This window comes from Actinoplanes sp. CA-131856 (genome assembly GCF_050956135.1).
Classification (GTDB): Bacteria; Actinomycetota; Actinomycetes; order Mycobacteriales; family Micromonosporaceae; genus Actinoplanes.
The window spans coordinates 541,568-553,011 of record NZ_CP191849.1 but is presented as its reverse complement, the minus strand read 5'-3'; the positions used below and the strand labels follow the sequence as shown (position 1 = coordinate 553,011).

The 11,444-nt window shown below is 69.9% G+C and carries 13 protein-coding genes and 1 pseudogene; 9 read left to right on the top strand and 5 right to left on the bottom strand.

The window, feature by feature from the left end; all coding sequences use genetic code 11:
• Window positions 1-246 precede the first annotated feature (246 nt).
• The 5 genes from ACQP2X_RS02595 to ACQP2X_RS02575 all read left to right on the top strand — a co-directional run bounded on the left by ACQP2X_RS02595 (window position 247) and on the right by ACQP2X_RS02575 (window position 2,963).
• The gene (locus ACQP2X_RS02595) at window positions 247-618 is read left to right on the top strand and encodes a hypothetical protein (RefSeq protein ID WP_498694092.1); all 372 of its coding nucleotides are present in this window, start codon (window positions 247-249) and stop codon (window positions 616-618) included.
• Window positions 615-1,070, top strand: a complete 456-nt coding sequence (locus tag ACQP2X_RS02590; protein ID WP_498694090.1) for a hypothetical protein — start codon at window positions 615-617, stop codon at window positions 1,068-1,070. Before ACQP2X_RS02595 ends, ACQP2X_RS02590 begins: the two co-directional genes overlap by 4 nt.
• Window positions 1,067-1,636: a hypothetical protein gene (locus ACQP2X_RS02585; RefSeq protein WP_498694089.1), complete on the top strand. Its 570-nt coding sequence runs from the start codon at window positions 1,067-1,069 to the stop codon at window positions 1,634-1,636. The genes ACQP2X_RS02590 and ACQP2X_RS02585 overlap by 4 nt, the downstream gene beginning before the upstream one ends.
• A 24-nt stretch (window positions 1,637-1,660) precedes the next feature.
• Window positions 1,661-2,059 carry a roadblock/LC7 domain-containing protein gene (locus ACQP2X_RS02580; RefSeq protein WP_498694088.1) on the top strand — a complete coding sequence of 133 codons (399 nt, stop codon included), beginning with the start codon at window positions 1,661-1,663 and terminating at the stop codon, window positions 2,057-2,059.
• Between the two features lie 121 nt (window positions 2,060-2,180).
• Window positions 2,181-2,963, top strand: coding sequence for a polysaccharide deacetylase family protein (locus tag ACQP2X_RS02575; RefSeq protein ID WP_498694087.1), 783 nt, complete (start codon window positions 2,181-2,183; stop codon window positions 2,961-2,963).
• A 62-nt stretch (window positions 2,964-3,025) separates the two neighbouring features.
• Here the strand turns inward: ACQP2X_RS02575 and ACQP2X_RS02570 are convergent, their stop codons facing one another.
• Window positions 3,026-3,220, bottom strand: coding sequence for a hypothetical protein (locus ACQP2X_RS02570; RefSeq protein WP_498701371.1), 195 nt, complete (start codon window positions 3,218-3,220; stop codon window positions 3,026-3,028).
• 40 nt (window positions 3,221-3,260) lie between these two features.
• Between ACQP2X_RS02570 and ACQP2X_RS02565 the strand changes: the two are divergent.
• A pseudogene (locus ACQP2X_RS02565) lies at window positions 3,261-3,572 on the top strand (phosphatase PAP2 family protein); the annotation flags it as partial.
• A gap of 57 nt (window positions 3,573-3,629) precedes the next feature.
• On the opposite strand, the gene ACQP2X_RS02560 reads toward ACQP2X_RS02565, so the two are convergent.
• From ACQP2X_RS02560 to ACQP2X_RS02545, 4 genes are read right to left on the bottom strand one after another with little or no spacing between them, the layout of a single operon-like run.
• Entirely contained in the window at window positions 3,630-4,301 is a 672-nt protein-coding gene (locus ACQP2X_RS02560; protein ID WP_498694086.1) for a response regulator, read from the bottom strand.
• 7 nt (window positions 4,302-4,308) lie between these two features.
• Complete coding sequence (locus ACQP2X_RS02555; RefSeq protein WP_498694085.1) at window positions 4,309-5,664, bottom strand: sensor histidine kinase; 1,356 nt, start codon at window positions 5,662-5,664, stop codon at window positions 4,309-4,311.
• A 51-nt stretch (window positions 5,665-5,715) separates the two neighbouring features.
• Window positions 5,716-6,522, bottom strand: coding sequence for an NYN domain-containing protein (locus ACQP2X_RS02550; RefSeq protein WP_498694084.1), 807 nt, complete (start codon window positions 6,520-6,522; stop codon window positions 5,716-5,718).
• 54 nt (window positions 6,523-6,576) lie between these two features.
• On the bottom strand, window positions 6,577-7,611 hold the full coding sequence (locus ACQP2X_RS02545) for a LacI family DNA-binding transcriptional regulator (RefSeq protein WP_498694083.1): 1,035 nt from the start codon (window positions 7,609-7,611) through the stop codon (window positions 6,577-6,579).
• A 236-nt stretch (window positions 7,612-7,847) separates the two neighbouring features.
• On the opposite strand from ACQP2X_RS02545, the gene ACQP2X_RS02540 reads away from it, so the two are divergent.
• Genes ACQP2X_RS02540 through ACQP2X_RS02530 form a run of 3 tightly spaced genes read left to right on the top strand, consistent with a single transcriptional unit; the run spans window position 7,848 to window position 11,393 of the window.
• Complete coding sequence (locus tag ACQP2X_RS02540; protein WP_498694081.1) at window positions 7,848-9,389, top strand: sugar ABC transporter ATP-binding protein; 1,542 nt, start codon at window positions 7,848-7,850, stop codon at window positions 9,387-9,389.
• Window positions 9,386-10,411 (top strand): ABC transporter permease, encoded by a 1,026-nt coding sequence (locus ACQP2X_RS02535; RefSeq protein ID WP_498694080.1) that lies wholly within the window; start codon window positions 9,386-9,388, stop codon window positions 10,409-10,411. Before ACQP2X_RS02540 ends, ACQP2X_RS02535 begins: the two co-directional genes overlap by 4 nt.
• Complete coding sequence (locus ACQP2X_RS02530; protein ID WP_498694079.1) at window positions 10,404-11,393, top strand: ABC transporter permease; 990 nt, start codon at window positions 10,404-10,406, stop codon at window positions 11,391-11,393. Before ACQP2X_RS02535 ends, ACQP2X_RS02530 begins: the two co-directional genes overlap by 8 nt.
• Window positions 11,394-11,444 lie beyond the last annotated feature (51 nt).

Genomic DNA, 11,444 nt, shown 5'->3' with positions numbered 1-11,444 from the left:
CGCTTCACTCACGCACAAAGATCATCTTTTCGGACTTGTCCATCCCACTATTCGATCTCTCTGGCACCGATCGGACGACCCCGGTCCAGGCTGTCCACTCACGACACAACGATCTTCGGATGGATCTAGGCCGTTTAGTCCTTTGTTTAGTGCTCAACCAAACCGGGCCGTGTCAGTGTTGCCCCGAAAGCCCACCCGAGCACCGGATTCGTCATCTCCGGCGCTCGCTCTAGGAGGACACAGCACGTGGCGAACATCGAGACTTCCCTCAAAGAGGCCATGACGATCGAGGGCGCCATCGGCGTGGCCCTGGTCGACTACACCAGCGGCCTCACCCTGGGCGTCATGGGCGGCGGCCTGAACATGGACATGAACGTCGCCGCCGCCGGCAACACCGACGTGGTCCGGGCCAAGGTCCGCACGCTCGAGATGCTCGGCCTCGGCGACAGCATCGAGGACATCCTGATCACGCTGGACTCGCAGTACCACCTGATCCGGCTGCTGCACGGCCGCGGCAACGAGGCGTTCTTCCTCTACCTCTCGCTGAACAAGAGCCGCGCCAACCTCGGCCTCGCGCGCCACCAGCTCCGCAAGATCGAAGCGGAACTCGACGTATGACGGCCCTCGAGGAGAGCGGCCTGAGCGTCCGCAGCACCTCACAGCTGGTCAGCGAGGCCGTCCGGCAGTTCCGGCAGCAGGTGCCCGAGTGCATCGCCAGCGGCCTGGTGGACATGTCGACCGGCATGCTGCTCGCGGTCGACACGCTCGACGACCACCCCAGCGAGGTGCTGGACCTGCTCGCCGCGGCCACGTTCGACCTGTTCCAGGGCCGCAACGTGACGATGATCGAGGACATCTGGAAGGCCCGCCGCGGCGTGCCCGAGGACGATCACCACTACTTCCAGGAGATCCTCGTCCACAGCGACAACCTCGTGCACGTGTTCCTGCGCAGCCCCGTCAGCCAGGACATCGTGGCCGTCGTGGTGTGCCGCCGTTCGGCAAACACCGGCATGCTCCTGGCCCAGGCCCGGATCGTCATGAAGCAGCTGGACGCCGGCCTCAAGGGATGACCGGGCCGACGGACCCGCCGCCGCTGGCGGACGCCCTGGGCATCCCCGGCGCCAGCGCGGTCTCGCTGCTCGATCCGGACGGCCCCCGTGTGCTGTGGTGGGCCGGCGGCGGCCCGCCGGACGAGCAGCAGGCGGCGACCGTGGTGACTCTGGCCGCGGCCGCCGCCGGCATGGTCATGCAGGGTGAAGCCGGCGACGAGTTCGGCGACGTCCTGCTGACCAGCAGCGACGCGTTCCACGTGGTGCGGCTGGTCGAGGACGACACCTCGCCGCTGGTCGCCCATCTGACGCTGCGGCGGTCCGGCGCCAACCTGGCGATGGCCCGGCGTGAGTTCGGGTCGCTCATCAAGGCGTACGCGGGAAAGGCCGCCCCTTTGAAGGTCGCCGCCCCCTTGGAGGTCTCGGCCTCCGAGCCTTCACCGCCGCCGGGGGAACTGCCCCGGCGGAACCGGGTCGAGCCGTCTCCCGCTGACGACTCACCCGACCTGTTCAGCCTCCTCGGCCAGCCCTACGCCGCGGACGACGACGTGCTCGACCGTGTGCTGAACGCCCTCCGCTCCCTCTGACCGCTCCCCCTCCTGGAGAAAGCCGTGCAAACAGATCCGTATCAGGCCGTTCGCGGCGAGTTGGCCGCGCTGCGCCACCAGGTGACCGGCGTGCGCGGCTGCGTCATCGCCGGCGTCGACGGCCTGCTGATCCTGCACGACACGGTGTCCTCGACCGAGCCGCACGACATCGCCGCGCTGGCCGCCGGCGCCCACGGCATCAGCCGCACCTGCGGCGCCGCCCTGGGCCAGGGCACCTTCCAGGAGGTGACGATCCGCAACACCGGCGGCTATCTGTCCGTCTACGCGATCGGCGAGCTGGCCCTGCTCGCGGTCATCGGCGACAGCGGCCTGAACATCGCCCGGCTGCACCTGGAGGCCCGCCCGGTCACCACCCGCCTGGCCCGGCTGCTCAACGTGCAGACCTCGCACCCCTTCGACTGAGCGAATCCTCAACCCCTAGGCCTTTCGGCCGATGAGCTCGGGCACTGAACCAGTCCAGTGGCCGAGGCGGTTCTTGCCATGATCAACCAGGCTGTAAAGCCGGTTCGTTCATGGGGGATTCATGGTTACTCGTCGTTCGATGCTGCGCGGGGCTCTGCTCGCCGCCGGCGGTGCGGCCACCGCCTTCGCCGGGTCGGACCAGGTCAAGCACTGGCTGGGCTGGGACCGCCCACCACTGGGCGGCGGCTACGCCTCGGCCGCCGACGACCTGGGCGCGGTCTCCACCGGCGGCGTGCGGATCCACTACTTCACGCCGACCACCGAGAAGCTGGTCGCGCTCACCTTCGACGACGGCCCGCTGCCGGACTACACGCCACGCTTCCTCGACGCTCTCGACGAGGCGAAGGCGCCGGCCACGTTCTTCCTGGTCGGCCGCCACCTGGAGGCCCACGCCGACCTGCTGCGCAACCGTCTGGACCGGCACGAGGTCGGCAACCACTCCTGGTCACACGACGACCTGGCCACCCTCGACCTGGCCGGCTGCCGCCGCGAACTGGAACGCACCCACGACGCCATCAAGCGCCACACGGGCCGCACGGCCACCCTGATGCGCCCGCCCTACGGCCACTTCGGCGGCTCGACGGTGCTGGCCGCGGACGCCATGGGATACGACATCGTGCTGTGGTCGCACCAGATGCGCGAGCGCCGCTTCGCCGGCGACCCGAAGGCCCAGGCCGACGACCTGATCAGCGGAATGCGCCCCGGCTCGATCATCCTGGCCCACGACGCCGGCACCCAGCGCCGGCTGGTGGCCCTGGACGCCCTGCCCACCATGATCGCCGGCCTGCGCGCCCGCGGCTACCGCTTCGTCACCGTCTCGGAGCTGCTGGGCAGTCAACCCTGACGATCGTCGGGGGGTGTGGGTAGCCGTTCGACCCGGGTCTCCGGCCGTCTCCGTTTCTACGGTCAGCCCATGAAGCTCAAAGCACTCGGTGTCCTGATATCGGCGGCGGCGCTGGTCGTCTGGCTCGCTCCTGGCGGGTGGGGCCGGGCCGGTCCGGTGTACGTCACCAGCGGCGTCTCGGCGTCCGCGTATCGAGCGGTCGCCGGGGCGGTGGCGGGCGCGCCGTCGTGGCTCGGCCCGGTGCTGGAGGTGGCCACCGAGGGCACCCTGGTGCTCCTGGGCCTGCTGCTGGCCGGGATGGGGTTCAGGGCGCTGCGACACCGGGACGTGCGAGGGATCACCGGAGTCGTGCTGACCGTTCTCGGCACCGTGGTCGCGTATGCCGTCAGTGAGGCGACCAAGCTGGTGGTGGACGAGGAACGACCGTGCCGCGTGCTGGTGACCGCCGCCTGCCCGGAGAGCGGCGACTGGTCGTTCCCGAGCAACCACGCCACCGTGGCCGCCGGGCTGGCCGTCGGACTGGCGATGCTGTGGCCGCGCCTGGCCGCGATCACCCTGCCCCTGGCCATCACCGCCGCGGCCCTGCGGGTGTTGGTGGGGGTCCACTATCCACACGACGTTCTGGCCGGCGCGGTGCTCGGCGGGGCGATCGTGGCGGCGGTGTCGTTACTCCTGCGCGGGTGGTGTCCCCGCCTCATGGGCGATCACCGCGGCCGCGGCCCGGTTGTCCACACCCAGCCTGGCCAGGATCGAGCTCACATGCGCCTTGACCGTCCCCTCGACCACGTGCATCCGGCGGGCTATCTGCCCGTTGGACAGACCAGCACCGAGGAAGGCCAGCACCTCCCGTTCCCGGGGGCTGAGAGCGCCGACCCGTTCACGGGCACTGGAGCGACGCGCGGCCAGGGTGTTCGCACCCGTCGCGGCGAGGTGCGCGACGACGCGGGCCGCCACCTTCGGTGACAGGTAAGCGGCGCCGTCGGCCACCGCGCGTACTCCGAGGATCAGCTCCTCGGGCTCGCCGGACTTGATCAGGAAGCCGGCGGCCCCGCCGCCGAGCGCCTGGAGGATGTAGTCGTCCTCCCCGAACGTCGTCAGGATGATCACGCGCGTGCCCGGCACGGCCCGGCCGAGCTCGGCCATCGCCTCGATGCCGTTCAGGCCGGGCATCCGGATGTCGAGAACGGCCACCGCGGGCCGGTGCCGCCGCGCCAGCTCGACGGCCTGGTGCCCGTCACCGGCCTCACCGATCACCTCGATGTCGTCGGCGGTGGCGAGGACCGCGCGCAGACCGGCCCGGATCATCGGCTCGTCGTCGGCGATCAGCACGCGGATCATCGGCGGCTCACGGGGTGACGGTGTCGCGGGACACCAGCACGTCGTCGCGGAAGCAGAGCCGGTAGACATCGCCGGACCGGTCGTCGAAGCGGTCGGCCGTCATGGCGTAGTACTCGCACGTCGATCCGTCCCCGGTCGGCTCGGCGGTCAATGGCCGGTAGCGCGTCTGCCGGCTCGGCAGGAGACGCTCCACCTCGGACCGATCCTGCCCGACGCGCAAGCGGGCGTAGTCACCCGGATCCAGAACCGCCCGCGACGCGGACAGCGTCTCCCAGCCGGCCAGGGCCCCGCTCAGCACAGCACCGGTGACCAACGGCACCATGACCGCGATGACCAGCGTCCGGCCGGCACGCCGCCGGGCGCGGCGATGCTCCTGCGGCAGCGCCCCTTCGATCTTCGGCAGCGGCACGAAGGCGTGCGGGATCCGTGCGCTGACGGCGAAGCCGCCACGCTGCGGACCGTACTCGAAGACGCCGCCGACAAGCCGCACCCGCTCGGCGAGGCCGATCAGACCATGCCCGCCGCCGTGGCCCTGGGCCGGTGACGACGGCGGGCCGTTCTCCACCTCGATCGTCGTCTCGGCCTCCGTATGCGTCACCGAGATGACCGCCGCCGCTCCGGGCGCGTGTCGGGCCACATTGGTGAGCGCTTCCCGCGCGACCCGGTGCACGGCCCGCTCGGCCATCGGCGGCACAGTGCCCGCCTCACCATCGACGCGCAGCTCGACCGCCAGCCCCGATGTGGACGCCCCGGCCACCAGCGCCGCGAGGCCAGGGGCTTCCATGGGTGCGCTGTCGGTCTCCTCGCGCAGGACGCCGATCACCTCGCCGAGACGCTCCACCGCGGCCCCGGCCCGGGCCCGCAGATCCGCGGCCATCCGGCGGTGGTGCTCCTCCAGGCCTGGCGCGAGCTTCAGCGCGCCCGCCGACAGCGCGATCAGGCTGAGGTCGTGGCCGAGCAGGTCATGCATGTCCTGGGCGATCCGAGCCCGTTCCCGCTGCCGGGCCTGCTCGGCGACCAGCCGCTGCTCACGCTCGGCCTGCGCGGCCCGCTCCCAGCCCGCGCGAACGAGATCCTGATACTGCCGCCAGAACCGCCCCGCGAACCAGGGCACCATCGTGCCGGCGACCATCACGACCAGAAACCGGCTCGCCAGCGACAGCCAGCCCGGCACAACCGAGAACACCACCACACCGGCCGAGAGCACCGCCACCAGAACCAGCACCGTCGGCCCGGTCCGCCCCGGGCGCCGCCCGGCCAGAAACGCGGCGACCACGGCCGGCAGCAGCCACCACCCGCTCACCATGCCCAGCCCAGCAAACACAATCGCGGCGGGAAGAGCCGCCATCGTCACGCGCTCCACCGAGGCGACGGTACGGGCCGTACCTGACGCCCGACACTGCCGAAAGTTACATCAGGCCTCATCCCACTTCGCCCAGAACTGTGCCCGAAGCTTGTGCCGTGCTGCTTCATCCAGGTCGACGACACCGAGGCGATCCGATAAATCGGTCAGCAACGCCTTGTCGATGTCGCGGGGAATCGATGGCTTGCCGGCAACCAGCGCCGCGAGCTCCTCTGCGCTGGCGGATCTGCGGAAGGCCGCCAGGACTCCGTTGACCACCGAGTCGACCTGTTCGGCCATCTCAGAGGTCGGCTCCGGCGGCTCCCTGTGGAGGGATACCGGCAGGGCTCGTTGCGGTGCCACCTTCGTCACCGTCTGGTCGATGGTCTCCGGAAAGAGGATCTTGAGGCCGTCGGCGGCACGTATCAGATGACGGCTGATGCCGTGCGGCTTGTCCTCAGCGTTGGGGACGGCAAGCAGGAAGACCTGCACGCCATGAACTTGAGCCTCTTCGACGGCCTCGGTCAGATCGTCGTCCCCCGAGACGAGGATGAAGACCTCCGCGACACCGTTACGCGCATGCGTTACAAGATCAAGGCCGATCCGCAGGTCGACGCCCTTCTGCTGGCCTTCCACGCCGAACCGGCCGAGCCGCAACTTGACGTTGGACAGCTCTCCGATCAACTGCTGCTGAGGGTCGGGTACGCCGTCGCGCGCGGAGTCGTACCAGTGGACTCGCAGCACCGGCAGCTCCGACAGCTTCTCGGCCTGCTGAACGAGCCCGTCGACCAGCGACTCGTAGTCGACCTGGATTCCGTTGCGCAGCGACGTCCCCGTCACCCGCACCGCTGCCGCGCTGAGCAGGTAACCGACGTCCACGTACAGGGAGCACCTAGGCCTCACGGTCACAGAATGCCACCAGACGCCGCGTGGTCAGACGGCGCGGGAGCGGGAGACCGTCGAGGCCCGGGCGACCAGCTCGGGCGTGAACTGGAGCTGGCTGTGCTTGTGGTCCGGGTTGGTCGCCTCGTCGAGCACCAACTGGGCCGCCGCCCGCCCCAGTTCCTGTCGCGGCTGGCGGACCGACGTCAGCGGCACCGCGGCCGCGGCCGCGAACTCGATGTCGTCGAAGCCGACGATGGCCAGGTCGTCCGGCACGCGCAGGCCGGCGCCGATGCTCTGTTGCAGCAGGCCGAGGGCGAGCAGGTCGTTCGCGCAGAACGCCGCGGTCGGGCGGCGGCGAACCGGCAACCCGGCCAGGCGCTCGCCGGCCGACCGTCCATCGGCCACGGTCATCGCCTCGGTCGGCAGATAGATCAGGTCGTCGGGTGAGCGGCCCAGCGACGACCAGATCTCGCGGGCGCCCTGCAACCGCTCGCCCACCTGGCCCAGCGAGTCGGGGCCGCCGATGAACGCGACCCTCTCGTGGCCCTGCTCGGCCAGGTGCTCGACCGCGATGCGGCCGCCCAGCACGTCGTCGACCGCGACCGAGCAGCAGTTGTCGACGCCGCGGACCCGGTCGACCACGACCAGGGGGACGCCGCGGCGGGACAGCTCGTCGAGGTGCGGCGCCGCCGGGTCGACGGGAGTGATCAGGATGCCCTGCACGCGCTGCTGGAGCAGCCGGTCGAGGTGGACCTCCTCGCGGGACGCGCGGCTGTTGCTGTTACAGATGAACAGCGACAGGTCGGCGTCCTCGGCGGCCAGCTCGATGCCCTGGGCGACGTCGTGGAAGAACGGGTTGGTGCCGTCGAGCATCACGTAGGCCAGGGTGCGGCTTGTGCCCGCACGCAACTGACGGGCCGACTCGTTGCGGACGAAGCCGAGCTCCGTCATGGCCCGCTCGACCCGCTCACGGGTGCGGGCGCTGACCACTTCGGGGCGGTTCATCACGTTCGAGACCGTGCCCAGCGAGACGCCGGCGGCCGCGGCCACGTCCTTGACGGACGGCGTCCTGCCGTTCAGCACCGCTACCTCCTCGACCTGCCGGTCAACCGGCGGTGAACGGAACCGGCTCACGGTACCCCGCAGGGCCGTTGCGCGGGACCGTTGAAACGTTGAAGTTGCATCTTACGGTACAGGTCGAACTCACAACGGCCGTGTTTCCGCAACGTTTCGATCGAATGCTTGACACGTGTGATCGGGGCCACCTACGTTCTCTACACGTTCTCTGAAACATTTCAAAGTCCGACGTGGAGGTGGCTGTGGCGGACTCTCCGGCCAAGCCCGATAACCGCGCCGGTGACCCCGGGCCGGCCCGGCTCGAGGTCGCCGACGTCACGAAGTCGTTCGGCGCGGTCGCGGCCGTCCAGGGCGTCAGTTTCCCGCTCTTCCCGGGCGAGGCGCACGCTCTCGTCGGTGAGAACGGCGCCGGCAAGTCGACCATCGTCAAGATGCTGGCCGGTGTGCACCGGCCCGACACCGGCACGCTGCGGGTGGACGGGGCCGACGTCGAGTTCGCCGGCCCGGCCGACGCCAAGGCGGCCGGCATCGCCGTCATCTACCAGGAGCCCACGCTCTTCCCCGACCTCTCGGTGGCCGAGAACATCGCGATCGGCAACCAGCCGCTGACCCGGCTCCGCCAGATCGACCGCAAGACCATGACCGAGAACGCCGAGGCGCTGTTCCGCCGCCTCGGCGTCCACCTCGACCCGGCCCGCCCGGCCCGGGGCCTCTCGATCGCCGACCAGCAACTGGTCGAGATCGCCAAGGCGCTGTCGGCCGAGGCCCGGGTGCTGATCATGGACGAGCCGACCGCGGCGCTGTCCGCGGTCGAGGTCGAGCGGCTCTTCTCGGTCGTCCGCTCGCTGCGCGACGAGGGCGCGGCGATCATGTTCATCTCGCACCGCTTCGAGGAGATCACCGCGCTCTGCGAGCGGGTGACGATCATGCGGGACGGCAAGCACGTCACCACCGAGCTGGTGTCCGAGCTCAGCGTCGACGACATGATCCGCAAGATGGTCGGCCGCGATCTCAGCGCGCTCTTCCCCAAGCAGGACGTCGAGCCGGGCGAGGTGCTGCTCGAGGTCGACAAGCTCAGCCGCGAGGGCGTCTTCCGCGACATCACGTTCAGCGTCCGGGAAGGCGAGATCGTCGCGCTGGCCGGCCTGGTCGGCGCCGGCCGCTCCGAGGTCATGCAGGCCGTCTTCGGCGTCGACCCGTACGACTCCGGCACCGTCCGCTTCCAGAAAAGGAAGCTCAAGGGCGGATCGCCCCGCGCCGCCATGGCGGCCGGCCTGGCCCTGGTCCCCGAGGACCGGCGCCAGCAGGGCCTGGTGATGGACCTGTCGATCGAGCGCAACGTGACCCTGCCCCGGGCCCGCAAGCTGGCCCGGCTGGGTCTGCTGTTCGGCGGCAGCGAGCGCCGGTCGGCCCTGACCTGGACCGAGAAGCTCCAGACCAAGCTGGGCAAGCTCAGCGACGCCGTCGGCACGCTCTCCGGCGGCAACCAGCAGAAGGTGGTGCTGGCCAAGTGGCTGGCCACCGGCCCGCGCCTGCTGATCGTCGACGAGCCCACCCGTGGCATCGACGTCGGCACCAAGGCCGAGGTTCACCGGCTGTTGTCGTCGCTGGCCAAGGACGGCATGGGCGTCGTCATGGTCTCGTCCGAGCTGCCCGAGGTGCTGGGCATGGCCGACCGGGTCATCGTGCTCCGCGAGGGCAAGATCGCGGCCGAGCTCACCCGGGCCGAGGCGACCGAGGAATCAGTTATGTACGCCGCCATGGGACAGAAGGTTTCGGCATGACCACCTCGACGATCGGCGCGCCCGCGTCCGGCCGCCGGCGGTTCGCCGGTGGGCTGCTCAAGACCCGCGAGCTGGGCATCGTGCTCGCCCTGGTGCTGCTCATCGCGTACACCGCGATCGACAATCCCCGCTTCCTGTCCGGCCAGAGCATCCGCGACAACCTGCTCAACACGGCGATCCTGGCGGTGATGGCGGCCGGTCAGGCCGTCGTCGTCATCACCCGCAACATCGACCTGAGCGTCGGCTCGGTGCTCGGCATCAGCGCGTTCACCGTGGCCTCCATGATGAGCGCCAACCCGGGCCTTCCGATGATCGTCGCGATCGCCGTGGGCATCGCCGTGGGCGCGGTGGCCGGCCTGATCAACGGCGTGCTGGTGCGGTACGGCAAGGTGCCGGCCCTGGTGGTCACGCTCGGCACGATGTACATCTTCCGCGGCCTGGTCTACTCGTGGGCCGGCGGCGACCAGGTCACCGCCGACGAGCTGCCGGGCAGCTTCCTCGACTTCTCCAACGACAACATCCTGGGCATCCCCTGGCTGGTCCTGATCGCCCTGGTGATGGTCGGCGGCGTCTCGCTGATGATGCGCAACTACCGCATCGGCCGCGAGATGTACGCCATCGGCTCGAGCCCCGACGCGGCCGAGCTGGCCGGCATCAAGGTCGCCCGCAACCTGATCGTCGCGTTCATCCTCAGCGGCGCCGCCGCCGGCCTGGCCGGTGTGTTGTTCGCGGCCCGGTTCGGCACGATCGACGCCTCGGCCGGCACCGGCTACGAGCTGAACGTGGTGGCCGCGGTCGTGGTCGGTGGCGTGGCCGTCTTCGGCGGCAGCGGCTCGGTCTGGGGCGCCGGCCTCGGCGCGCTGCTGCTGACGGTGATCAGCAGCGCCCTGGCCGTCCTGGACATCAACCAGTTCTGGCAGCAGGCGATCGTCGGCTCCCTGATCATCCTGGCCATCTGCGCCGACCGGCTCGTCGCGGTCCGGATCGCCCGTTCTCTCCGTAAGCGAGACGCTCATGTCTGAAGTGAAGAAGAGGCTGACCAGCTGGGACAGCATCATCATTCTGCTGACCGTCGTCGTGCTGATCGTCGCGTCGGCCGCCGTTGACAACTTCGGCACCAGCCGCAACTTCACCTTCATGGTGCTCGACCTGCTGCCGATCATCCTGATCGCGCTCCCGATGACGATGATCATCGTGACCGGCGAGATCGACCTGTCGGTGGCCAGCACGCTCGGCTTCACCAGCGCGCTGATGGGCTGGTTCTGGAACAACGGCCTGTCGATCGAAATGATCATCCCGCTCTGCATCGTGATCGGCGCGATCTGCGGCGTGCTCAACGGCTTTCTGATCACGGTGCTCGGCCTGCCCTCGCTGGCGGTCACGATCGGCACGCTCGCGCTCTTCCGCGGGCTCGCCTTCGTGGTGCTCGGCGACGGCGCGGTGGCCGACTTCCCGTTCAGCTACACCGACTGGGTCACCGGAACGATCGGGTCCTCACCCGTACCCAATGTCCTGATCCTGATCGTGATCCTGGCTCTGGTCTTCGGGATCGTGCAGCACGCGACCCCGGTCGGCCGCGCGCTCTACGCGATCGGCGCCAACGACAAGGCCGCGCATTTCTCCGGGATCCGGGTGGCCAGGACCAAGTTCTGGCTGTACGTCGTCAGCGGCGCCGTGGCCGGTCTGGTCGGCGTGCTGTGGACCCTTCGCTACTCCAGCGCCCGGGCCGACAACGGCTCGGGCCTCGAACTCGCCGTCGTCGCGGCCGTCCTGCTGGGCGGCGTGTCGATCTTCGGCGGAAAGGGCAGCCTGCCCGGCGTACTGGCCGGTGTCGTGCTGCTGGCCGCGCTGCAGAACGCGCTGCGCCTAGAGGACGTCTCCGGGCAGGCGCTCAACATCGTCACGGGCGCCCTGCTCGTGCTCTCCGTCCTGCTTCCCAACATCGCCACCGCCGTTCGCGGCAACTGGCACCGCCGGCGCCTGCGGCAAGCCGCAGCCCGATAACCCCTCAGACCTGAAAAGAATGGAGTACGCCGTGCTTCGTCGTTCCCCCCG